21 protein-coding genes are annotated in these 23,840 nt (G+C 64.7%); 4 read left to right on the forward strand and 17 right to left on the reverse strand.

All coding sequences use genetic code 11. The features are described 5' to 3' along the window. Positions 1-2: 2 nt before the first annotated feature. From A8M77_RS19970 to A8M77_RS20050, 17 genes are all read right to left on the reverse strand, one after another. Positions 3-638, reverse strand: a complete 636-nt coding sequence (locus A8M77_RS19970; protein WP_086923257.1) for a condensin complex protein MksE — start codon at positions 636-638, stop codon at positions 3-5. After that, a complete protein-coding gene (locus A8M77_RS19975) occupies positions 635-4,396 on the reverse strand; it encodes an ATP-binding protein (RefSeq protein ID WP_086923258.1) in 3,762 nt (1,253 codons plus the stop codon). Before A8M77_RS19975 ends, A8M77_RS19970 begins: the two co-directional genes overlap by 4 nt. 717 nt (positions 4,397-5,113) lie before the next feature. After that, positions 5,114-8,203: a hypothetical protein gene (locus A8M77_RS19980; protein ID WP_086923259.1), complete on the reverse strand. Its 3,090-nt coding sequence runs from the start codon at positions 8,201-8,203 to the stop codon at positions 5,114-5,116. 56 nt (positions 8,204-8,259) lie between these two features. Beyond that, positions 8,260-9,093 carry a hypothetical protein gene (locus tag A8M77_RS19985; RefSeq protein WP_143694672.1) on the reverse strand — a complete coding sequence of 278 codons (834 nt, stop codon included), beginning with the start codon at positions 9,091-9,093 and terminating at the stop codon, positions 8,260-8,262. Further along, positions 9,090-10,355 (reverse strand): hypothetical protein, encoded by a 1,266-nt coding sequence (locus A8M77_RS19990; protein WP_086923261.1) that lies wholly within the window; start codon positions 10,353-10,355, stop codon positions 9,090-9,092. The genes A8M77_RS19985 and A8M77_RS19990 overlap by 4 nt, the downstream gene beginning before the upstream one ends. Before the next feature lie 22 nt (positions 10,356-10,377). Continuing rightward, positions 10,378-11,073, reverse strand: a complete 696-nt coding sequence (locus A8M77_RS19995) for a hypothetical protein (protein WP_086923262.1) — start codon at positions 11,071-11,073, stop codon at positions 10,378-10,380. Between the two features lie 169 nt (positions 11,074-11,242). Next, positions 11,243-11,650, reverse strand: coding sequence for a DUF6750 family protein (locus tag A8M77_RS20000; RefSeq protein WP_086923263.1), 408 nt, complete (start codon positions 11,648-11,650; stop codon positions 11,243-11,245). Positions 11,651-11,757: 107 nt separating this feature from the next. Further along, positions 11,758-12,252: a hypothetical protein gene (locus tag A8M77_RS20005; protein WP_086923264.1), complete on the reverse strand. Its 495-nt coding sequence runs from the start codon at positions 12,250-12,252 to the stop codon at positions 11,758-11,760. Positions 12,253-12,263: 11 nt separating this feature from the next. Beyond that, the gene (locus A8M77_RS36465; protein WP_086923265.1) at positions 12,264-13,421 is read right to left on the reverse strand and encodes a hypothetical protein; all 1,158 of its coding nucleotides are present in this window, start codon (positions 13,419-13,421) and stop codon (positions 12,264-12,266) included. Positions 13,422-13,423: 2 nt separating this feature from the next. After that, positions 13,424-14,824 (reverse strand): DotG/IcmE/VirB10 family protein, encoded by a 1,401-nt coding sequence (locus A8M77_RS20015; RefSeq protein WP_086923266.1) that lies wholly within the window; start codon positions 14,822-14,824, stop codon positions 13,424-13,426. Beyond that, positions 14,824-16,260 (reverse strand): RNA-guided endonuclease IscB, encoded by a 1,437-nt coding sequence (iscB, locus tag A8M77_RS20020; protein WP_086923267.1) that lies wholly within the window; start codon positions 16,258-16,260, stop codon positions 14,824-14,826. Before iscB ends, A8M77_RS20015 begins: the two co-directional genes overlap by 1 nt. Positions 16,261-16,629: 369 nt before the next feature. Further along, entirely contained in the window at positions 16,630-17,805 is a 1,176-nt protein-coding gene (locus A8M77_RS20025; protein WP_086923268.1) for a DotH/IcmK family type IV secretion protein, read from the reverse strand. Between the two features lie 63 nt (positions 17,806-17,868). Continuing rightward, positions 17,869-18,132, reverse strand: a complete 264-nt coding sequence (locus tag A8M77_RS20030) for a hypothetical protein (RefSeq protein ID WP_086923269.1) — start codon at positions 18,130-18,132, stop codon at positions 17,869-17,871. Positions 18,133-18,190: 58 nt separating this feature from the next. After that, on the reverse strand, positions 18,191-18,862 hold the full coding sequence (locus A8M77_RS20035) for a DotI/IcmL family type IV secretion protein (protein ID WP_086923270.1): 672 nt from the start codon (positions 18,860-18,862) through the stop codon (positions 18,191-18,193). Next, the gene (locus A8M77_RS20040) at positions 18,859-19,251 is read right to left on the reverse strand and encodes a hypothetical protein (RefSeq protein ID WP_086923271.1); all 393 of its coding nucleotides are present in this window, start codon (positions 19,249-19,251) and stop codon (positions 18,859-18,861) included. The genes A8M77_RS20035 and A8M77_RS20040 overlap by 4 nt, the downstream gene beginning before the upstream one ends. A gap of 3 nt (positions 19,252-19,254) precedes the next feature. Further along, positions 19,255-19,842: a hypothetical protein gene (locus A8M77_RS20045; protein WP_086923272.1), complete on the reverse strand. Its 588-nt coding sequence runs from the start codon at positions 19,840-19,842 to the stop codon at positions 19,255-19,257. Next, on the reverse strand, positions 19,839-20,726 hold the full coding sequence (locus tag A8M77_RS20050; RefSeq protein ID WP_086923273.1) for a hypothetical protein: 888 nt from the start codon (positions 20,724-20,726) through the stop codon (positions 19,839-19,841). Before A8M77_RS20050 ends, A8M77_RS20045 begins: the two co-directional genes overlap by 4 nt. Before the next feature lie 180 nt (positions 20,727-20,906). On the opposite strand from A8M77_RS20050, the gene A8M77_RS20055 reads away from it, so the two are divergent. The 4 genes from A8M77_RS20055 to A8M77_RS20070 all read left to right on the forward strand — a co-directional run bounded on the left by A8M77_RS20055 (position 20,907) and on the right by A8M77_RS20070 (position 23,825). After that, complete coding sequence (locus A8M77_RS20055) at positions 20,907-22,346, forward strand: DnaB-like helicase C-terminal domain-containing protein (RefSeq protein WP_086923274.1); 1,440 nt, start codon at positions 20,907-20,909, stop codon at positions 22,344-22,346. A gap of 3 nt (positions 22,347-22,349) precedes the next feature. Further along, positions 22,350-22,751, forward strand: a complete 402-nt coding sequence (locus tag A8M77_RS20060; RefSeq protein ID WP_086923275.1) for an HU family DNA-binding protein — start codon at positions 22,350-22,352, stop codon at positions 22,749-22,751. 6 nt (positions 22,752-22,757) lie between these two features. Then, on the forward strand, positions 22,758-23,063 hold the full coding sequence (locus A8M77_RS20065; protein ID WP_086923276.1) for a hypothetical protein: 306 nt from the start codon (positions 22,758-22,760) through the stop codon (positions 23,061-23,063). A 90-nt stretch (positions 23,064-23,153) separates the two neighbouring features. Next, positions 23,154-23,825 carry a hypothetical protein gene (locus A8M77_RS20070; protein WP_086923277.1) on the forward strand — a complete coding sequence of 224 codons (672 nt, stop codon included), beginning with the start codon at positions 23,154-23,156 and terminating at the stop codon, positions 23,823-23,825. Positions 23,826-23,840: the final 15 nt, after the last annotated feature.

The raw sequence follows: 23,840 nt of genomic DNA on the forward strand, positions 1-23,840 counted from the left end.
GGTCATTCCTTGGCTGCTTCCGGCAGGCGCATTTGCTCCTGGTCCACCACGCCCGTGTCGCTGATGAGGTCAGTGTTCTCGGCGATCACCTCGAGCACCGCGTAGAGGAAGTCGATCTTGCCGGTGAGCTTGTAGCCGCGGCTGTCGTTGGGCACATGCACGGCGTAGCGCTCCTTGACCAGGTACTCCAGCATGCGCGAGACCCGGTCGTTGCTGCTGGCATCCAGGCGAAGGCCGGGCAGCGCCAGATCCATCACCTGCTGCTCCAGTGCCGGCGTGAGGCGCACACGCTCGGCAAGCTCGGATTCCCACAGGGTGAGCCCAGGCTGCAGGTGGGAGTCCTGCCCTTGCGCCTCGCGGATGGCGGCGAGCACCGGCACGATCGGCGAGAGGTTCGCGCGCACATTGCGCAGCGACTCCCGAACAGCGGTACGCGCGTCGGCGTCGGGCACTTCGGGCGCCAGGAAGAAGGCGCCTTCGTCGCTCAGGCGCACCAGGCGCAACCCCAGCTGCGCCACCCAAGCCTCGACCACGGTGCGATGCTCTTCCTCGATCAGGAGGTCGTAGCCGTCCGGATGCGCGACCGGGCAGATGAATTCGCCGGCCAGCAGGGCCTTCAGGGTGCTCGCGAGCTTCATTGCAGGGCCTCCTCGAGATCAAACTCCGCCGCAGTATCTTGAGCCTGCGCCTTGCCGATGGATCCGTCCTCCTCGAATTGGTGCGAACTCGTGAACAGAACGCCCAGCGAGGGGTCCAGGCTCGGCGCTGCGCAGACGGCCGTCACGTTCTGTTGGGAGAGCACGTCAAGGTAGGACAGCAGGTTGTCGGGACTCACGCGCCCGACCTCATCGATAACCCAGGTCATGCCCACCGGCGAGTTCTTCCCGCGCACGATGCCAAGGAAACCCAGCAGGAACATCATCGTGACGACGAGCGTGAGGCCATTGGAGGACAGGCCGGTCATCGAGCGGTCGTTGTCCACGCGGATGGGCTTGCCCATCTCCTCCAGTTCGAAGGCCAGGCGCACGTGCTCATCCAGGTTCACCTGCAGGGTGCCGGTGTCGGGGAGCTGGTCGCGGAACGCGCGCATGAGCGCGACCTCCTCGGCGTTGGGCAGCTCCGGGTTGGAGACGGCGGCTGTGCGGAACGAACTGGTGCGCGCGAGACTGGCGTCGCGCATTTCGCGCAGCGCCTTCAGCGCCGGGCTCGACGCTGCCGTCGACGAGATGTGCACCTGCAGGTTGTTGAAGCGCTTGAAGCCGGTTGCCAGGTCCAGCGAACGCTGGAATTGCCGGTTGAGCTCATACACCCGCGACTCGAAGTTGGCGATGTGGTTCACGAAGGACTCGGCCGCGGAGAAGAGACCTTCCATCTCGTGGCGCAGCGCCATGTGGTACTGCCGGTGCGTAAGCGGCTCGAACCATTCGAGCGCGGCCCGCCCCCAGTCGACGGCGCGTTCGTGACGCAGGTAGGCCTCGCCTAAACCCTGCTGCTCGCGCTGGTGCACGAGCGCACTGTGATCGGCCTGCCGCCCATCGAGCCACTGCGAGATTTCGCTGGAGCGCTCACGCATCTTGGAACACAGGTCGCGGGTGGCGACCTCCAGCTTCTGCGTGGCCGCCTCGAGCATGTCGATTCGGTTCCTGGTGTCGTTGCTGAGGCTGTAGTAGCTGTCATCGCCCGCGCGAAGCGGACCCTTGAGTCGGTACGGAGCGAGATGGGTCTTGGCAAGGCGGCGCAGGCCGTCCAGCTCTTCCGCGGTAGAGTTGCGCGCCGATCGCTTCCTCGCCTCGGCGCTGGTGAGTTCGGCGCGCTGCTGGGCGGCATCCTGCTCGAACTTGGCCTGGTCGCGCACGGCGGCATCCAGGCGCGGGCGAAGCTCAGCCGCCCGCGCCTCCCGCTCGAGCTTGAGCGGCAGTAGTTCGAGTTCGAACATGCGCCAGGCTTGAACGTGATGGGCGTTCTGCGCGATGGAAAGAAGCTCGGCCTCGATCGTTGCGATGCGTTCCTGCAGCGCAGTGACCTGGGTCGGATCGACCCCCTGCCCCTTCAAGGCCGCGGCATGGGCGTCCTGGGCGCGCTGGCGCTGCTCCTTCGCGGCCGCTTCTGCAGCCAGGGCCTGATCGGTGAGGCTGCCCCAGGCGCCATCTCGTTGGCTGCGCAACTTGGCCACGCGATCATTGAACTGCTGCACCACGGAAGCCCGGCGCAGGTGCTCATCCCGGACGATCGCCCTGAGCTCCGCATCGAGAGCCACGACGGCGCTGCGCAGGCGGGCCGCATCGTCGGCGTGCTCCTTCCGCACCCGCGCGATCTCGAGTTCGACGTGACGCTTAGCGCGGGCCGCCTCCTCGGCGGCTTCGACTTGCCTCTCCTTTGCTCGGGTGAGCTCGTGCTGACCGATCTGCAAAGCGTCGCGGGCCGCTTTCAGTTCCGCCTGAGCCTTTTTGCTGACCGCGAGCGCGTCGTCCCGCTTGTCACGAATGCGCTGCAGCAGTGCGGCCGACTCGGTGATTTGTGCGCGCGCGCCGTCGTGGGTTGCCCAACGCGGCAGCTCCACCGGGGCCACGTTGATGCCGAGGGGCCCAACATTCACCTCACCGATTTCGCCGCCCGCGCCGCCTCCCAGGCCCATGCCTTCGTACCGAGGCGCCAGGTCGGTGCGCAGCAATCGCTCGGGGTCCAGCACCTTCGCGACGTTGGCCCATTCCTCGGGAGGGTGCTCGCGCAGGGTCGCCAGGACGCTGCCGGCGGGAGGATTGAGCTGGGCCTGCAAGGTCTCGTGGTGAGCTGTCGCCGCGGAGAGCTCGCCTTCTGCCTGGTCAAGGGTCAGAAACGCCTGCTCTTGCAGGGCGACTCCTGACTTCACCTGGTTGCCAGTGCGCTCCACATGCTGGCCCCGCTCCGACAGGGCCTCGTTGGCCGCCGCCAGGGCCGCATCGGCAGCCACCCGATGGTCAAGCGCCTCCTTGGGCGCTTCCGCGACCTTGGAGAGAGTGTCATGGGCGCCGATTTCCTTATGGTGCGCAGCGATCTGCTCCTGGATCTCGATTCGCCGGGGCGCCGCCTCGGCCAGGTCGAGTTCCTCCAGCACCGCCTTGCGCTCTTGCTCCACCACCTCGACTTGGCTGTCGTACTCTTTGGCAGCGGCTTCCCGCTGCTCCTGGATCTGCTCCTTGCGGGCCTGCAAGTCCCTTTCGATGTTCGCGAGCGCCGCCTGAAGCGCTTGCTGAGCGTCGTTGACCCGTTCAGTGAGGAGCTTCAGTTCGGAGGTGGCCACCTGCTTGTCATGGGCATACTGGCTCTGAAGGGCGTCCTTCTGCACCATGGCCTGCACGCCGAGGGACTCGAAATGGCGCTCCCGGCCGACGACCTCCTCCAGGTCCGCCTTGGCTTTGGCGAGCTCTACCTTGGCGCTCGCGACGGTACGGTCATGCGCTTCCTTGCCCTCGGCGGCAACTCGCTCCAGTTCATGGATCGCCACCGTGAGCTGGCCGATCTCCAGGTCCAGCATGTCGAGTTCGGCCGCGCGCCGGTCGATGCTGACTTCACAGGCGGCCCGAAGCGAGCCGAGATCCATGGCCATCTCGCCCACCTTGCCCACCTGCTCTTCGATGACCTTCTTCCGAACGGTCTCGTTGAGCACGTCCTGCGCGTGCTTGACGTTCGCCAGCCAGCTGTCAACGTCCTTGCGGTCCTTTCGCATCTGGCGGCTGTTCGAGTTCCGCGCGCCTTCGTAGACGGAGTCGTTCAGGCGCTCCAGGATCAGGCTCTGCAGGTCGCGGAAGGACAGCTTCTCCGAGGTCATGGCCACGGCGATCAGGTCCAACCCATAGAGGCTCGAGGGACCGAGGGAGTGCCGCGCTGCCCAGGAGCGAAGGCTGCGCCCCTCCTTCGTGTGGCGATGCTCGTAGAGGATGACGCTGCGGTACTCGTGCAGTTCGAAGCGGGGCGAGACCTCGATGCCCATGCTCTCCAGGCGATCCTTGAAGCGGTCGCGCTCCACGAACGCCCCGTCCTCATCGACGAAGTAGCTCTCCTTGTAGCCGCCTTCGATGATCATGAACTCGGGCCGCTCCACGCCGGGCTTGGCGAACATGACCGCCAGGCGCAGATCCTTCTCGCTTTCGCGCTCGTATTCGAATGCGACCGCGCTGCTCGGTCCAGGCAGGGTGTAGCTGATGAGGTTGTGCTTCTGGGTGCCGCGCAGGATCCGCTCGGGCGTGGCGCCATAGAAGAGCGGAATCAGGCGCATGTAGCTCGACTTGCCTACACCGTTCACGCCGATGGCCATGGTGTGCGCCCGAAGGTCGAGCTGCCCCACGTGGGCGGACGCCCTGTTGGTACTGGCGTTGCGGATGTTGACGGCGAAGACTTTGCGCAGGCGGTGGGCCATGTGGTTCGTTACCTTTTTGGGCCGCTAGATTAGCGGAAATGCAGGACTAGGCACCGTCTCTGGGCACATGGCTAGGCGAGCATGCAGGCACGGGCCGCGTCGCTGATGCGCTGGCGCATCAGCAGTTCCTGGTACGCTGCGAGCTCGCGATCAAGCGGCCCATGCACTGAAGGTGACGCTGCCCGGCGGCAGTAGGGCCAACATCATGGTGCCCGACCCGCGCCCGACCTCTGGCAAATACGGCAACTACTGTGGCTACGTTGCCTGTGCGCAGGCTTGCCATGGGTTCTACAAAAACAACCCTGCGTACATCGGGCAGTTCTGCCGGGGTGGAACGCTTGAATGCGCGAAAGGCTGTATTCCCTAGCCTCCGGATTCTTTGAGGAAATTGCCCCTCGCCGCCGAACGGCCGCGACCTCAATGCGGCGGGCCTTGCGCTTCAGGGGGCGCCGGCGATTTGCCGGGCCTGCTTGCCTGGCCGCTCCAGTGGATCTCGACACGCTGCAGCTGCGCTCGCAATCGCATGGACGCCGACGCGCGGCGGTGCGTTCATGATCGAGTGGTAGGCGGGCAAGCAGCGCCAGCGAGCCATGCTGCAGGCCCGCTCGGCCTGGACACCGCGCGAGCTCCCAGACGCAAGCAGGGCCAGTGGAGTCTTTAAACAATAGAGAGCAGGCGGGCAAAGACCGGCGCCAGATCCGTCCGTCCTCCCTTGCCTCAGGCCACCGCTTCCTCTTCTGCCTCCGCCGGATCGAGGCCGTCGCTTGAGAGCAACCCCTCAGCCTGGGCCCGGATGATCAGCCGGCCGGCGACGTCCATCGAGACCGATTCCTCGCTCACGTCGAACTCGCCCTTCTCGGCCATGAGCGCCGCGATCATCGGCTTGGCCGTGCCGGCCGGCAGCATCCTGGCCAGGAGCTGCAGCGCCTGCCAGTAGCTGTCATCGGTCCCGCCCAGTTTGAGGGCAAGTGCGGCGCGCACCGGTGCGTCCGCGGCGTTCGTCGTGAAGGCCCACTTGTCGAGCGGGCTGGCGGTGGTCTTGAGCACCTGGGCGAGGACACCCTCGGTGGTGGCGAAGCGCGCGAACAGCGTGCCCGGCCGGCGGCAGTGCGTGCTGATCGCCTGCATCTCCGCGTCGCTCAGCTTGAAGGCCGCCTTCACCTGGTCGGCCATGCTGCCGTCGCCCAGGCCGAAGACGTAGAAGTTGGTCGAGTTGGCCATGATCGCCTCCGGGAAGTCGGAGATCAGCTGGCTCATCATCATCGTGACCATGTTGAACTTGCGGCCCACCCGCAAGTCCTGCTGCAGCAGCATCTGGAAGGACTCGGCGCCCGAGGCGTAGTGCACCTCGTCGTATTCGAGGAACTTCATCTGCTCCCACATCTTCTCGACGCGATCCTTCTGGTACCGGCGATACAGATCGGGCACCAGCGGCGCGATCTCTTCCCAGCGCGCGAAGAAGTTCTTGGCGCCCAGCCGGCGCGCGAACAGGAACATCAGGGCCGAGCGCCGGCGCCCCTCCTCCGAGGTGGTCGAGCCCACCACCTCCTCGAGGTCGATCGAGATGGCGCGCGCCGCGCCCAGGTTCGCCTGGGTGTAGCTGCTCAGGAGTGTGTAGGTGCCCGTCGAGGCCGCGCTCAGGTTGCGCTGGAACACCTTGACCATCGTCTCCACGCCGTTGGCGGCCAGGGCCTCGCCGTACATCAGCATGATGTCGGGCTGGGAGACGACCTTCGACAGGTCCTTCAGGATCGGCATCGCGTAGCGCTGTGCCCGCTCGGCCATGACGACGTGGCCGGCCTTGAACAAGGCATCCACCACGTCCCACACCCGGGTGCGGCCATCGACGATCTCGTTGCCCAACTGCAGGTACAGGGTGCCGACCTCGGGATCCATGGCGTTCTGCCAGGGCTTCGCGTCCGAGGAGGCGCGCGAGAAGCGCTCGTACGCCGCGGCGATCAGCTTCTGGAAGAACTTGTCCGCCTCAGGGCCCAGGCCCGGCGAGATGGTGCCCAGCACCGCGACGATGAAGTCCCGGTCCTGCTCGGTGCACTGGTCCAGTCCGAGGAAGGTGTCGAACGGGTTGACCGTGTATTCGGGGGAGTTCTTGACCCGGATGGAGACTACCTGGTCGCGCTTGCTCGCCGGCAGCATGGCCCGATAGAGGTCCATGATGAGCCTGGAGCTCGGACCCACGTCGACCACCGTCACGTAGGGCACGTCCTGCGCGCCTGGCGCCATGAGCAGCCCTGAGTTGAGCAGGTTCATGAAGAACGACTTACCCGAGCCGGTCGGCGCGAAGCCCACCGTTGCCCAGGATGTCTGCATCCCCGAACCAAGCGCGATCGGGTACGGCCGGCCTTCGAGGGTCGAGGCAATGAGCTGCCCCGTCTTCCAGATCGACGCCGCGCGCACCACCGGCGACATCCGGGTGATTTCGCCGATCGGCGCCGGAAGGTAGGGCGCTGAGCTGGCGCGCGAGAAGCCGGCCGCGGTCGAGATGGCGGCAAGGGCCGGCTCGCCCGTTTCGTTGGAGCAGACGGTCGAGCCCCAGGCCTCAATCGAGCTGCGAAGATATTCCACCTGGAACTGCAGCTGCTCTTCGGTCCTGGCCCAGGTTGTCAGCGTCATGCGCGTGGCCGCGATGTAGCCGCCCTCCTTCTCGATCTGCTTGAGCTCGTCCCAGCCGCGCTTTATCCCCTTGTTGAAGTCGCCCATGGCGGCCATGAAGCTGCCGAAGAACTGGTCGGCCTTGCGGAACTCAAGGCCCGAGGGAATCACGTCCTGCGAGTAGGCGAGCGGAATCGTGCGGCCGAGCTTCTCCATCAGCTTGTTGAAGGGCTGGGATCCCTCCTCCGGAAGTACCTCCACGACCACGCTCGCCGTGAGGGTTGAGCCCTGCTGGGCGAACTCGAAGGACTTGAACTCCTCCCTGAAGCTGGCGGGGATCATCTGGCGGGACAGTGCCACGGGCATCACCGCCGCCTCGTCGGCTCGGCGCACCGGGCTCGCCCCCATGGCGCCCTTGTCCCCCAGGAACCGCGGCGCCCAGGTGGATGGGAAATCGGTGTGATCGAACACCCGACGCACCATGTTCGCAGCCTCGCGCACGGTCAACGTGTTGGCCAGCAGGTACGTGCCGCCGGTGTTGATCTCGACGGACAGGTCCTTGACCAGGTTCTCCACCATGGACTTGTGGCGGGTCACCAAGAGGTTGGAGGGCTGTGCGATCGACTGCGAGAACGTGTCGTTGTAGGCGATGCTCACCTTGCGCTTGCTCAGCTCGGCGGCCGCCTTCTTCTGGCGTTCCACCAGGTTGGCCTGCTCGTTGGAGTTCATGCCGGCGCGGTGCGTGAAGACGGCCAGGTACACGGCCTCGTCGGTACAGGCCCGCGCGAGCTCCTCGACGCGAGCGTCGAAGAAGGCGGTCTCGGTCATCCCGAGGCGCTTCGCCGTCGTCGACATGGGCGCGATGAGTTCGCGCGCCAAGCGGACCGAGCCTGCCGGGTCGCTGCGAAAGCAGAACGACATGCTGTGGTTGCGCCCGTTGCCGGCCTTCATCCGGTTCGACAGGATCGTGGCCAGGTTCTGCGCCAGTAGCTCGAATTCCTTTGCGCCGACATAGCGCCGGATGCCCTTGATCTCAATGAACGACACCACGCTGCCGCTCTTGAGCGCCATGATCTCGGCCGGAGCGTCAGCTTCCGTCTGGATCGGGGCGCGCCAGTCGCACGCCAGATCGGTATCGCCGAGGGAGAGCTGAGAACCCGCCCAGTAGATGAAAGACTCGATTGCGTTGATGAGCATGAGATCCTGGATGTCTGGTGCGCCCGATGCGCGTGGAAAGTGGATGCGTGGACCGATCAGCCAGCAGGCCGGCGGAACCCGAAGCCGAGCGGCTTGTCAGTCGTTGGAGCTGCCTTGGTCCTGGTCGGCTCGGCATGTGCGTCATCGGGTTGCGGTCCGCCCGGCGTGCCAGCACGGAAGGCCAGTCGCGCGGGCCGCTCTGACGGGAGGGCGATCGCCTGTTCATGGCCCCGCTCGCGGCTCGCGCCGGTGGCACTGGAAGCGGCCGATGCACCGCCCCCGATCCGCTGCGGCTTCTCGGCCGCCTGGCGGCGCGTGTATTCCTTGCGCAGCCACGTGTTCGCTGCGGCGCTGAAGGCGTGTCCCGACGCGGTCGCTGCAATCCCGAGGAGTTCCTGCATCACCTGCTCCCTTGCGATTGCGCGGAGTCGCGTTATCTCCTGCTCGGCTTCGTCGGTGTCATCGATCTGGAAGGCGCGCATCACCTCGTTGACGTGCAACGGGCTCACGTACGCCGTGGCGGAACCTTGATCGCTCGCATTGGTCACCGAGGGCTGGTCGGATTGCACCTTCAGGTACTCCACCAGCGATCGCAGACGCATGAAGCCCGAGGGCTGTCGGCAGATCTCCGCGAAGGCCATCGGCGCGCCCGGATGATGCGACAGCAGCCTCTGCATCGACGCAAGGTTGTCCTCATCCAATACATCGTTGGCTGCACGGTCCTTGCGCGGCACATATTGGAACGGCCGTATCGACCTATCGGTCTCGTTGCGAGCGCCACTCTGGCACCACATCGTGAGCCAGTTCGCATAGTCAAGCCCGGCCGAAACAGGCGCTTGCGCGAGCATTTGCGCGAGTCGCGACCCGTTGTCTGCAATTGTTGCGTTCAAGAATCCCCCCTCTCCCGGCCGACGATCTCGGACGCCAGGCACGGATGACTGGCGCCGACGGCATCGGCTACTTCAAGCAGTTGCTGTACTGACATGTTCTCCATGCGCACCTGCACGCCGCCTGAGCCGTAGCCGGTCACGTTGCCGCCCAACTCCTTCGCCGCGAGGGCCATCTGGAAAGAAATCGCGCGATCCATCGCTCGGTACCAGACGGATGTCGTAGTGGGGTCGGACTGGCGTTTCGCGCGGTTGTAGATCGGCCTGGCCAGCCCCGCCCAGTGGGCCTCGGCCACCAAGCCGTGCGGAATTGACAGCTGGTAGACAGGATCGCCAGCAATCACGTTTGGAAGTTGCAGCTGCGAAGGCAACGGCGCGGCCGCGTTCGCTGCATAGGCAGACAGCACCGTGATACGGGCGTACTTCAGCAACCAGATCAATTCGATCTGCGACACCCACCGACGGATCGTCGTGTTGGAGGCATCGGCACCGAAGGCGATGAGCGAGACCGTGTCTGCATCCGCATGCCTCCATTCGATTGCAACCTCGACCAACGTCGGCTGACCCGGGTCAAGCAGATTGTCGAGGTGCAAGAACGGCTGCAGATACCAGCCGCTTGTCGGCACCGGCGTACGCATGACGTCCAGAGCGTGCTGGACACGGTTGCGGCGGAAGTAGATCATCCGCGAGCCGCGGTCGTACATCATCTTCTGCTGCATCTGCGGGCTGGACCAGGATTGGTATGCTCCGCGCAGCGCAACCTCGATCTGAGGGACAGAGCGCTCCACGGAGGGCAGCAGTTCGGCGATGCACTCACTCAACCGGGGCTTGTTCCACTCCCGATCAGGCGCCTTCCACGGGTAGGCCGCCACGACCAGGTCGCGGGTGTGATTCAGTACACGAGCGACGTCGACCATCCCGCCCTTGTCGACCCCATTCACCTGCTTGAAGCCGGTGAGCTCGACACCCAGATCCTCCGCCAGCGTCGTGAGCTTGGTCTGCAGGAACTTGTTCGAGCGCAGGCTGGGCAGCTGTTTGGGCACCACGTCCAGGTTTGTCACCCAGATGAGATTCATCAGATCGCCGCCAGACTGGAAGCGCCGAAAGCCACCGTGGGTCGAGTAGCAGATGCCGCCAGAGGTGACATCCTGCAGGTCGAAGTGGGCCACGCCGAACTCCGGGGCGTTTCCGACGGCCGTGGGCAGCTCCTCCTCGGTCGGGACGGAGGTGCGGTAGGAACCTTGGCGGGCTTGGGTGATTGCCATCTTGCGGGTCCGGTCCTCGGGCTTAGGCCTGGGAGGCCAGTGCCTCCTCCACGAGTTCGCCATAGGAGGCGTGCCACGAGCTCGGCTTCAACGATGGGTGGTCATCGAGCATGTCGGCGCCGGCCTTCTTCAGCACGTCCGCTTTCCACACGATGCGCAGGTCGAAGACGGCGTCGCCGCGCGCCGCGTAGTCGACCGAGTTGAGCTTCGACATGGCACCGGCGAAATCCAGCGCCTTGGACGTGCCGAACGCCTTGCGCACGGGCAACACGCGCTCGCACAGCACGTCGTAGATCTGCTTTGCCGCAGCCGCCTCGTTGGGATCGGACATCGCCGCCCCGATGGCACGCAGCAGGTTGTTCAGATCGGCCGCTGCAAGCTCTGGGATCGCCGCCAGCTGCGCGTCCGATGCAAGACCTCCGCCGCCCCCGGTCGAAGCCGTCTTGCAGCCCAGATGCGGGTAGCCGTGACACAGAAAGCAGATAGGCGCCAGATTGCTGTCGTCGTTGCTGTGGTGGTCGTCGTCCTTGTGATGCACCTGAAGCTTGGTCGGCTTCTTCGCGGTCTGCATCGAGCGGTACAGGCACCCCTGGCACGTGTAGCGCGCCTTCTCAAGCACCTGGGGCCGGCGCGCGACAAAGACCGCGTCGGCCTGCTTGGCCCGCGGGTCGTTGTCTCGAAAGACGCTGCGCTTGATACCAGGGATGAGTTTGAACATTCTTCTAGGGCACAAAAATGGCCGACCGCCAGGAGGGACGAACCCTCCCCGACGTCGACCAGCATGGTGCGCCCTCGCGGGCGCCGGAAAATTCGCGCTCTTAGCTACTACAGTTTAAAGGCTGCGGTAGTAGTTTTTCGCGGATTATTCGTTTTGTCGGTTTTTGGAGTTAGAACGATTGAACCTTCCCGATGTCACCAGTGCTGCCGCCGGCGGCGGTCACTGCGAACTCGACGATTGCCCAGATGCAGATCATCGCGGCGCCAGCGGCGATTGGCATCCAGATCTGGCGCCCTTCGACCTGGTCGCCGCCGTTGTCCTGGCCCTTCTTCTTCCACTTCAGGAGGCCGTAGCAGATCGAGGCCATGCCGCTCAGGACCATCGCCCACTGGAACAGCGTGATGCCAAGCTTGAACAGGTTGATCAACGAGTTCACCGAGGTGTTGGCGTCGAGCGCGAAGGCGCTGCTGGCAAGAGCGGTGGTTGCGATGGCTACTGCGACGTTGCGGCCCAATGCGGCGTGATTCACAAGGCCCATGGCGATGCGGACGTTCAGGTTGGAGATCAGGTTTTTCAAGTTAGCTCCTGCGGGACTGTTGGTTGATAAGCTATGACGAAAGGCGTATACCTACCGTGTCAAGATATTGGCGCGAACGCCGAATGACAAACAAGGAAGGGTGCGGTTCAATGGGTTGCAATGTTCACGAGAATCGCTCCCCCGAGGATGTGCCAGAACCCGCGCCAGAACCCATCGCCCTCTTGGGCGTGCCCTTGCGCAGCACGATTGAAAAGCAGGAATGCGCGGAAGATCGCGCACACACCTAGCAGGAAGAGCCAGGCGTAGATCGCGTTCCACAGAGGCTTCAGCGATCCGGAGGATCCGTCGCGCATGTAGGCCATCTGAGATGCGACGCCCTCTCCGAGACCCCCGAAGTCCCTCGACAGGGAATCAACCCAGGCCGAGAGCATCGTGGCCCCGATGGTCACGAGGAGGTTGCCGCCCACGCCCGCCCATGTCGGCTGCTGGCCGCCGGCATGGTCGTGGCCCATCTTCGCAATCTTGTGCAAGGCTGAGCCCGTGAAGAAGAAGCCGATCAGCAGCGCCGCCCAGTAGACGAGCGGGACGAACGCCTTGCCGAGCGCAGCGAATTCATTCAGGAAGCTGGCGAAATCTGGCATGGGTCAGGACCTCAAGGAATGATCTGGCCTGCGGTGGTCTGCACCACCTCACCGCGCTTACCGATGGACAGCACGCGAGCGCCCGCTACCGTCGCGCCAACGGACACCGTCGTCAGGCGGCCTTGCTCGTCGGCAATCCAGGCGAGCTGGCTCGGACCGTGATTCGGCCAGGTGCCGCGCAGCTTCCAGCCCGCCAGCACTTCCCTCGACTCGGGCGTCGAGTCCTGACCGACGGCGCCCCGCCCCTTGCCGCTCGCCTTGGGGGGCTTGCGGGCATCGGCAAGTCGTACGATGCGCGCGGGCTTGTCTGCCACGACGCGCGGCGCCGAAGCCTTTGCTGGCGTCGCCACCTTCGGCCCGGCGGCTACGCTCACTCGCTTGGGCGACTTTGGGCGCTCTGCCTTGGCGACGGCAGCGGCAATCGGCACATCGGCCTTCGGGGGCTCCTTCGCCACTTCCACAGGCGGCGGCGCCACAAGAGCAGCCTTCCGTGCTTCGTCTACTCGCGCAGGCGGGGGTGCTGCGGGAGCCGGGGCCGGGGCCGGGGCGGGATCCTGCGCCACCACTGCCGGAGCGACCTCGGGTGCCTTCTGGACCGGCTGCGCAACCTCGACCGCCGAAGGAGCCGCCGGCGCTGTCGGGGCAGCTGCAGGCCCAGTTCCCTTATCCGCCAGGAGATCCGCTTCAGCGTCGAACGCAGGAACCGTCTTCGAGCCGCTCCCTCCGAGCAGATCCGAGGTGGTCAGCTTGCTGGCACCGGCGGCGTCGACCATGCCATCGGGCCTCTTGGCCCCACCGGCAGGATCCCTTTCCATTGCCGACGCAATGGTGGGCTCGATCGGCTTTCGCGACGAACCTCCGACCAGGCCGGTCTTGTACGCGACCAGCCCGGCCGCAACAAGCACGAACGCCCCAACCGCTCCATAGAACGGCATGCTGGAGTTCTTTTTCGGCGCAGGCTCAGGATCACCGTCGGGGTCGCGAGGAATCGCGTCCACGGGATCCTCGAGAGACTCGCTCAGCGTGTCGCGTGCTTCGCTGTTGTCGAAGCCCGGCTCATCGCGATCATGCAGGACCGAAGCCTCGGAACCGCCCTCTGCACCCCACAGATCATCGAGCGAACCATCGTTGCCCTGCGACCCGGCGCCATTTTCTTCAAACTTGCTCATTCTTAGCGAACCTGCCCCTGATTGATCGGGCCCACGGTCGGAGCGAACGTGCCGTAATTCATGCCCGTCGCCAGGTTGAACGAGGCCGCCGGCTGGGGCGGCTGGAAACCAGCTTGTGGGTAGCGTTGCGGCTGTTCAGGCTGAACCTGGGCCTGCTGCTGGAGCGCTGGAGCGGTGGAGGAAGCTGCCTGCACAGAGTTGAACAGGACGCCGATCGTGGTGTTCGCCGGCAGCTTCACCGTGTTCTTCTGCTGCGACAACGACTGCACCAGCTGCTGGCCAACTTGGGTGGCCGACGACAGGCCGGCCGCGGCGGCCTGCTTGTCCGTCGCCTCGGGCAAGACCACCGAAGTCGACAGCCCATTCGTAACGATCGACGAGCTGCGCTGCGCGATCGCACTTGCCGCACCACTCACCGTGGCGAAGGTGATCGGGAGCACATAGCGCGACAGGATGTGCCGGTCGATGTTGCCGTTGAGCGCATCGGCCGAGGTCTGCTCGTCCAGCGCGACCGCGTTGATCTTGGCGACTTTGCCGTTGAAGCGGATGTCGGTGAAGGTCACCTGGAGGCCTTCGCCCTGATTCAGGACGGCCGTGCCCTTGAGGAACGCGCCCGCGAACTTGCCGCCGATGACCTCTGCCGAGACGTAGGGGGACTTCTCGGTGTCGATCGGGGAGGTAGTGCGCGCGGCGTGGATGGTCAGCGGGCCGGGAAGGTCGGGATCCTCGGTCGCGATGTTCGTGGCCGCAACCCCTCGCCCTTGGCCCGTGACGCCCTGCTGCCCGTTGCCAGTCGCCTTGGGGTCCTGGTAAGGGGCCACGTGAGCAATAGCGGGGCCGGTGGGGGCGTCGGCGAGAAGCTGAGCAAGCTGACGGTTCAGACCCTCTTGAATGGCCTGCTGTCGCACGGGATCCTGGTAGGAACCCGGCTGGATGGCGACCTGCGGCGTCGTGACGTATGTCTGGTACGAGCTCGCGCCCGGACCAACCAACTGTTCCGGTGCTCCACCATTGTGAGCGACTGGCGCGCCCGAGGGAGGCGGTACATACACGCCACCTTCCTGGCGGCTCTTCGCAGCCTTTTGCTCCTGCAGCTCCGCCAGTCGGCCACGCTCATAGTCGGTCTGCACGACATCCGTCTGTGCGCCCGTGTTCGTCCGGGCCGACAGATCGACCTGGGCCTTCATTTCCTTCTTGCCGCTGGCCATGAAGACCAGACCGACCACGGCGACAAAGGCGACGCCGAACGCCCCCGCCACCCACTTCATCACGCGCCTGGCGCCAGGGTCAAGGCGTCTGCCTTTCCCGTTCTCGGCAGCGGTCTCAGCGATCGCCGCGGTCTCCGCGTTTTCCACATCCGCGAATTCGAGTTCGCCGTCGTTGGTTTGGTTTTCGTTGGTCATCAAAATGCGCGTGAAACCTCGCCCTTCAGGGCAGGGAGGTCGAGCGCCGGGTGCGAAGCATCCGATGCCTTGTGCCTTGCATGCTCACGTCCTGTGAATTCGGCACGGTTGAAGAAATAGCCATACCCGTCGTTTCGCTGAACGACGCGGCAGTGCTTGTGATTGATGCCCTGAACGACGCTGGATACGCCATCTCGAAGGGTCTTTATGTTGAAGCTGCCCGTCGCGCGAACCGCCACGCGGCCCGCATGCTTGCCTGCTTTGAGACCCTTTGGCACATCGGCGACCACCATGTCACCGGTGCCAAAACCATGCACGCGCTTGCTTCGCATCAGGTAACCGCGCGGGAAGCCGAACTGGTCCAGACGCGTGCGTTGATAGCTCCCTCGCCCAGTGCATTTGACGACGAGAGTCGGCCTAACCCAGTCTGAAATGGCATCCACCTGGCCCACGCAAGCGGCATCCAGTGCATGGGTTTTGGGAATGCCAAGCATGCTGCGGTTGAACTTTGTGCGGCCGCCTGAAGACAACTCCACCGGCAGGCAGAAGGTCTTCAGGGCGGTCGACAATGCCCAGCGCGTCGCATTGACGGCGGCCGCATCTTTGAGCGGACGCTTCGCTTGGACCAGAATGCGAGCAAGGCGCTTCGAGTCTTTGGCCAGGAATTCTTCAATGCTCCGCGCACCCTTCTTCTGGTTGCAGAACGCGCACGCAAGCGTCAGGTTTGAGGCGCGGTTGCTGCCGCCGCGCATCCTGGCGACGATGTGCTCGATCTGAAGCGGCACATCCTTGATGTCGCAGTAGGCGCACTGGCGCCCCCACTTCTCCAGCAGGTACTCGCGCAGCTCGTAGCCGAACAGCGTGCCTTGCTGGTATTCGGTGCCGGAGACCTCAGGATTTTGAAGCGCCTGAATGTCGAAACGCACGAGCTCGGAACTGATCGCCGTGATCGGCGCCAAGCGTTGCAGGCGGGCGACCCAGGCCATTGTGGTGTCGATACGGTGCCGAAGGGAAGGTGCGAGCCAACCTGCCTTGTCGCCACCGCGATTCAGGAAACGCGGCGTCCGGTAGCGCAGGTTGCCACGTCGCCGGCGACGCATCTGACTGCGTGCCGTCAGGGCCTCGGAGATCTGGCGGCCGCGGTGGATGATCTCCGTCAGGTTCACCACGGCTGCGCCGCGGTCAACCTCGCCGGTGCCGGCGTCGATCGCTTCGATGTCGCGCACCACTGCGATGCCTGTCGTCTTGCTGCCCGGATCGAGCTTCAAACGCAGGGGCTGCAGGGTGCATTCGTCGTGCGTGCGGTCGACGAGTCGGATCACGAACGGCTGCACCCGATGCACACGCGCGCGACCGGCGGCCAGCAGTTTGCTGGCGCGCTTCTCGCTGCATGGCATCAGCGCCCTGCCACTGCGGTCCAAAACATAAACAGACACAAGGACTCCATCTCCTACTGCAAACTGTGCAGCTCAGACTGTCTATCCAGCAGTCAGCCCTTACGGGCCTGGTGACGGGTGCCGGCAGGTCTCACGACCTTCTGACACCGCTCCCCTCGACCATGTTGAGTAGCAGCCTGGAGGCTTTTGAAGGCCGCCGGTCGCAGACCGTTTCGTGCTCACCCGAAGCTTGTCTGCATCTGCAACTTCCAGAGCCCGGAACTGAGGAAGTATTCCGGGGTGGGTCCTTAACTTCTACTCAACGTAGCGGACTGGTTACCGCTCGGTCTGGTCAACATCGGGCTTGCTCGGATCTCTCCTCGCAAGCCCCGTCCTTCAGGGCGGGGTTGCTGACTTGCGCTTCTGCCGTCATTTGGTGAAACCCTGGTTCCGCGCGCTCGACAAGATGGCGCCCGAAACTGAGGTCGCGTTTGATCCGACGGGCTCGACACTGATGCCGCCAAGGGCCACGTTCCTCAGTTCACCGCCCTGCGCGATCACGACCACAGGGGTGATCGGGAGCTGGTAGACGAAGACGCCATCGGACGAGCCTTGGCGGCGCATCCACGCAGGCGAAAGAATCTGCGCCGAAGTGCGCACCGCCATGCTGGTGGGAGAGATCTGCCAGGCCATGATTTCGTCAGTGCCGCTGCCGGCCACCGTCAGGCGACGGGCCTCACGCGGTGGCGTGCGATACAGGTAGGCCATCAGCTCGTCGGCCATGTGGGTCGGCGCGGGGGCGGCGCTCGCCATGGCCGTCGGCGGGATGCCACCCACGAACTTGGGAACGACCAGATCCAGGTTGTAGTCCGTGGCGTCCTGGGCGGGCATCACGGTCACGGTGACCGGACGCGCGATGTCCTTGAGCTTGAAGGCGATGTTCCCGATCTGGGCTTGCTTCATGCCCACCGAGAAGACGTGCTCGGCCATCTGCGACACGGCATAGCCGCCATCGTTGAAGTTGTCCGCAGCTTCGACAGGCCACGGGCGCCCAGCCGCATCCACGAACATGATCGTCGCGCCCTGGCGAGGAGCCAGCCGCAGCACGGGGGGCGTTCCACCCGGCGAAAGGTCAACCGTCGTTTGGGTGCTCGTCGGCCGCGCCGGCGGGCGGCCGGAAATGTTCTCGCTGAACGCATCCTTGCGCTCGTCGATCTGCTTGCGCAGGTTCACGATCTCCTTCGGCGTGAGCGGCGCGATCTTGTCCAGCACAGCCTGTGTCGTCGCCACGTAGGGCGTTGGCATGGCCGCTGAGGCGGACGGCGCAGGCGGCGTAGCCGGGGATGGCAGTGCTCCTGGCGACTGTCCCGGCGCGGGACCGATCTGGGCCAAAGGGCTCGCTGCCGAGGGTCCCGGAGGCTGCTGGTTCGGCACCGGCCCGCCCGAGGCGGCCGGATTGGCGACGCGGGACACGCCTTGCGCGGAAGCGCCCAGGGACACGCATCCAAGCATGGCCATCAGGACGACCACAATCGCCGGGCGCATGTTTACCCTGAGCGCTGCCCACTTCATCGATCGCGCGTTTGCGTCGGTCTTTTCGTTCATAGCAATATTGTCCTGCAAACTCTTCGTCTGAACGCGTTACGTGCCCGAAACGCGTGGCGCGATTCAAACGAACGGAATGCCGGTGTGCGCTGCGATCTCCAGGCGCATGGTGTACTTGCCGTAGATCAGTGCGTTGGCGAACGGCGTTGGCGCGGTAGCCCACAGCTCGGCGAGCTCGGCGCGGCTGGCCAGCGAGTCGGGCAGCACGTCGTTGTACATCGCATACCACTCGGGGTGGCTCTTCTCCAGTGCATCCATCTCAGCGGTTGCAAAGGACATTCCAATCGATTCGTGGTCGACGTTCTGCTGGGGTTGGTTCGCGCTCATTAGATTTCTCGCCTCGTTGTCTACAAAAGGATGTGAAAGGGGGATGGCACCTGTCGGACTAGTTCCTGGACGAATCCGGGACCAGCTGGAGGCTGTCGATCGCAATGCCGCGCGGGTTCTGGTCGAGTCCCACGCGACGCACGACCACATGCAGGATGAACGGCCGCGGCATATCGCTCACCTTCGTCCCCCGACGAAACAGTGAGATCGGAGCCTGGACGCGCCAGGCGAACTTCCCATCGAACTCCCCACGCTTCGCAATCACGGGGGTGTCCGACAGGCTCACGGACATCGTCAACTCGCGGTCGACGATGTCCTTTACCCAGGGAGCGAGTGCCTCTTCGACAGCGTCGCCGCCCTTTTCGGTAAAGCAGGTCTTCGAGCCCTGAAGCGTGGTGCGCCAGTGCAGGAAGTCGTGGCTGAACACCATTCGGGCGCATTCGTCCACATAGCCGAGGACGCGCGCGTCGCTCACGTAGGGCTTGTCCAGCGGGACGATCGGAATCAGGCGACCGTCCGGTGTTGCAGCAATCACCTCGCGGTGCGTGCGGGTCAGGAACACGAACGCAATGATCAGCGCCACCAGCAGGGCGACCACCGCGACGGAGAGCCAGACGACCAGGCGCGTGAGCTTGTTCACCTGTGCGGCAGCGCCACCCGCCTTGGGGCTCGTTCCCGCAGCTACCGCCGCCTTCTTGGCCGCATTGGCCTTGTTCAACACTGCGCTCATTCTTTGCTGCTCTCCCGCTTGCGGGTCGTTGGGTGGGTCTGCGTTGTCTTCGCGGCGGGGTTGTTGAGTGCGGGCGCGGTGGGCACGGCCGTCTCAGGGATGGACTGCCCGCTCGGCGCGTTCGCCGCGAGCCGGGCCCGGATGGCTTGCTCGTTCTTCTTGTCGAGTTGTTCCAATGGCACCAGGGCCCCTCCGGGGGTGACCGCGACGACCTCGTAGTCCAGCTGCACCGCCCAGATCACCGCTCCCAGCAGGCACAGCGACAGGACCGCTACGGCCATGCCCATCCATTCGGAGATGGTCGTCAGCGCGCCCGTCATCCCCGGCGCGATCACGTCGGCAAGGGCGAGGGCATCGGAGCCCAGTGGATTCAGCGTCCTGGCGTCCATCGGTCAGCCTCGGGGCGCACTGGTATCGTCGATCAGGAGCAGGTCTGCCTCGGCCCGTGGCGCCCTCATACTGATCTCGTGGAGCCCCTTGGGCGTCGGCAGCGCCGGGCGCCGGTCGGGCGGCAGAAGCGAATCCTGGAATTCCTGCGTGCGAGCCGTTCCGAAGGCGGTCGCGAACCGCTCTGCGAAGGCGTTCCAGGCGAACCGATCACCACGGTCCGGCATGATTTCGTTGATCCGAGCCCACCCGCCCATGTTCACGATGGCACGGCTCAGCATCGGGCCAGTCGCCTCCAGCTTGGGCGCGTCATAGGGGCCGACGCGGCAAACCAGGAGGTACAGGCGCTCCAGCGCGGTCTCCTCCTCTACGAACGTCGGGTCGAGCGCCTTGCGCAGATCTGCGACGGTTGGCGCCTTGCGGCTGTTCGTGGACACCCAGTTCAGCAGGAACTTGGTGGTCGCCTCCGGGCCGAACGATTCGATCGCCGCCAGCCAGGCGGTGACCTCCAGGTCATTGAGTTCGTGGCGGCACGCGGCGCAGGCTTGAACGGCCGTCTCGAGGACGTTTGCGATCTCCTCCTGGGTGCTCATGCTGCCGCTCCCGGCGCTGCGGCGCGGTGGCGGGCGAAGCCGAATCCAAAGCCACCAGTGGCGGGACCTGCCGCCGCGGGCTTGACATCTGCATCCTGGACGTCGCTTTGGGCTCCGAACCGCTTCGCAAGCACCCGGTCGACCGAGGACTTGCTACCGCTCAGGGCCGCTGACTCAAACGACTGCGGGCCGGAGCGCAGCGGTGCCGCCGTCGCACCAGGGGTCGGCATGAGCCGGGCCTTGCTGTCTCGGGGCCAGTAGCCGAAGTTGGACAAGAAGTCTCGCTGGGTGATGGAGCTGGTGAAGAAATTGCGCGCGGTGGCGTCCCAGTTCGAATAGAGGCGCGTGCTCGACGTCGCGAAGTCCTTGAACTTCTGCAGGAGCCACGCCTTGTGCTCGTCCGTGCTGAAGCCGGCCTCCTCCGCCTTCGCCACCAGCCCTTCGTTGAACTGGTAGTCCTTCGGCAGCGCACGCTTTCCCTTGCTGCGGCCTGCTGGTTTCACCTCACCGACGAGGGGGAACTCTTCCACAGCCAGGCTCGCAAGCGCGGACGACGCGACGAGTTCCTTGATCTGTGCCCCGAAACGCTCGTTCACGGCATCGAACAGCTCCCCCATTTTGGTATGGCGCCATGCGCCACCCTCTACCTGCTCGAACCCCTGCAGGAGGCTTGCGCCGTTCTCGGACCAAACATTTGCGCTCAAACCGCTCAAACGCGAGAGGATCAACGGGTCGCCCGAGATCGTCGCCGGCTGTGTCGAGCGGAACGCCGCCTCGAGCAAAAGCACCCCGGCGCGCACCACCGCCGCATCGGAGGAGTGGAACCAGGCTGACTCGGTAAACCATCGAATGTCGAGCGCTGAGTGAGTGAGTGTATTGATCATATTTTTCGTCCGCGATGGTAGTCCGATAAGGAAAGTCGCAGAAATCTTTTTGCACTTGCATTGACGGTTGCTGCTTGTTGTCTCCAGAATATCAACACGAACTGCAATCCGTAAGTGCAGTTTTCTGAAAACTGAAACCTAAAGGTACCGGTTTCAGAATGTTTAGTACGAAATCTCTCCATGACCGCAACAACCGCACCTTTTGGCTTCCCACGTCCGCAACAGCCACAGTTGCCGGCCGAGGTCGCGAACGAAGCAGTAGCGGCACCGCCCTCGATCGACCCCCTTGTCTCGCAGATCAGTGAGCGCACGGTGCTGTGTTCCCTCATGCAGGACGGCCGTGAGGACCTGTCAGGCCAGATCGCAGCGACCCTGAACGCGCAGGACTTCGGCGAGGAGATCCACGTCAACCTGTTTCGCCTCTGGCAGCAGCTGGGCCAGTCGGGCCAGGCCCGCGACCTGGCGGCGCTGGTGGACGCCTCGCGGACGCACAATGTGTTCACGGGCGGCGAGGACTACCTGATCAACCTCGCGACGAACCCCACCTACCTGACGGCCAGCGTGGAAGCCATCCAGGCGGCGGCGACCCGGATCAAGGACCTGAGCGTGACCCGCACGGTGCTCGCCTCAGCCAAGCTCGTCGTGGAGAAGGCCGCCCTCGGGCAGACCTCGGTGGAAGCTCTGACCACCATGCTCGAAGACGCCGCTGGCAACGCCCGGACCTCGGCAAAGTCGTCACGCACCGGCCCTGAACACGTGGTCGGCTTCATCTCCGTCGTGCTCGAGCAGATCGAGCAGCGCCTGGAAGGCAAAGAGGTCGACTCGGGCGTCACGACGGGATTCCCGAGCCTGGACAGGCTGCTTGGGGGCTATGGCATGGTCGACGAGGATCTGATCGTGCTTGCCGCGCGGCCTTCCATGGGCAAGACCGCCATGGAGGTGAACTTCATGCTCGCCGCGGCCGAAGCGGGTCGCGCTGCCCTCCTGTATTCGATGGAGATGCGCGGCACGTCCATGGCCAAGCGGATGATCTCGCGCGCAGGCCGGGTGCCAGGTTCGATCTTCAACAGCTCCGAGCAGCTACCCGATCGGCTGGAATCGATCTACGAGGCGGCGCAGAAGCTCGGGAACCAGCACATCTACATCGACGAGTCGCCCGGCCTGTCGCTTGCCGAGATCCGGACGCGCTCGCGCATCTTCGCGGCGCAGAACGCCGGCAAGAGGCTGATCATCGGGGTCGATTACCTGCAGCTGATCGCCGCCGGCGCCGCAGCCAAGCCGGGCGCCGATGCTCGCGTGGTCGTGGGCGATGCCTCCAAGGGCCTCAAACAGCTCGCTCGCGAACTGAAATGCCCCGTCGTTGCTCTGGCACAGCTCAGCCGGACGGTGGAGCAGCGCGCGAACAAGCGCCCCATGATGTCCGACCTGAAGGAATCGGGCCAGATCGAGCAGGACGCGGACGTGATCATGTTCCTGTACCGCGACGAAGCCTACAACCCCGAGACCACCGAACCCGGGATCACCGAAGTGATCGTCGCCAAGCAGCGCGAAGGCGCCACCGGAACGGTCAAGCTGGCCCACCAGCTGGCCTCGTCCCTCTACGAAGATCACCTTCAATAGATCATGCCCACCCCCGCACCACAGCAGCGCAAGCCGAGCAAGCGGCGCACCCGCTACAGCGCCAACGCCGTCGTTCGCAAGGAGGCCGAGCTGATGAACATCTCGCCCGAGTTCGGCGTGGCCTTATTCTTCAACCTGATGAACCGCGTCGTCAGCAGCGCCATGGTCAACGGTGAGTGCTGGATCCAGGGCATCGGGACCTTCAAGCGCACCGAGTACGCCGCGCGGCGGCGCCACAACCCTCGCACGGGCCAGATCGATCTCATTCCCGGAGGCGAGAAGATCACTTTCCATCCCATCAAGCCGCGCAAGGCGAAGGACGGGACGCCCGTTGCCACCGAACCCGGCCTGGGCGCCCGCAAGCGCCCCCAGGCAATCACGTCCTCAGTGCACAGGTTGAAGTAAGTAGTCATGATTGTCGGAAGCATCAAATCACGCACGGAACTCCTGCTCATCGCAGCAGGCTGGCTCTGGACCTTTTCCCTCGCGGGCTTCAACCGCCCCGCGCAGGCCTGGCACATGGCCGTAGCCGCCGCCATTGGCCTGGCGCTGTCGCTGGGCTTTCGGCGCGCTGTCATGGGTTTCTTTCGAGCAGACCTCGACAACCTGGGCGATCGGATCACCGATGCGTACCTCTGGACGATCGTCGCCTTTGTGATTGGTCTGGTTGCGGCGGGCTACGTGCTCGCCGGTGGGCCAGTTCCGTTCCGTCATTGAGGGCGATCGCAGCGCGCGCTTGCATTGCGACCGCATGAAAGCTTCAGCGCTGCCTTGCACATTTCTCGCCATGACCGGTATCTTGGTTGGATGAAAAACGAGTATCAATTCTGGCAAGACCTCGCGCGCACCATCAACCCCGGATGGTCCGTGCGAGTCGACCCTCTTTCGACCAATACTGCTGGCGCCACCCTGGCGGGGAACGATGTCTTCATCTACGTCGTCGATGTCGCGAACGGTTGGTTCGGTGCTGGCGCCCTGCTGTCTTCCGACGCACCAAAGATCGCCACCTGGGCGAGCGATCAACTCGCCGCGGAAAGCAGCATCCTCACCGTCGGCTCCATCAACACCGCCGACGTCGCTGGGAAGGCCATTGCTCTTTGTGGTGCACGCGGCGCCGGCGCCGCTGATCCCGAGGTAGCCGCTGCCGTCGGCATGACGACTGCCGCGCTGCAGGCCACGCAAACGTACGCGCGGGCCGTGCCAGCGAACCGCCAGCGTGGCGAGAGCGACATGGCCGGACATTGGGTCTATCTCGCCTACCGTACGCGCAACGGCCAAGGGATCATCACTCGCCCGATCTGGGTGAGCAGCGTGCACCCCGGCATCGGACGCGCAGGGCGCTTCCTGGACCCGTCAGACCTGATGCTGCTGGTCCGCACCGTGGTTCAAAGCGAGACGGCTTCCTCCCAAACGATGGTCGGGCGAGGCCTCGCCGCAGAGGGCGGCGCGATCGTGTCACCCAAGATCCTCGCGTACTGATCCAGCGCGTCAGTT

This window comes from Variovorax sp. JS1663 (assembly GCF_002157355.1).
In the GTDB taxonomy this organism is placed as follows: Bacteria; Pseudomonadota; Gammaproteobacteria; order Burkholderiales; family Burkholderiaceae_C; genus Variovorax.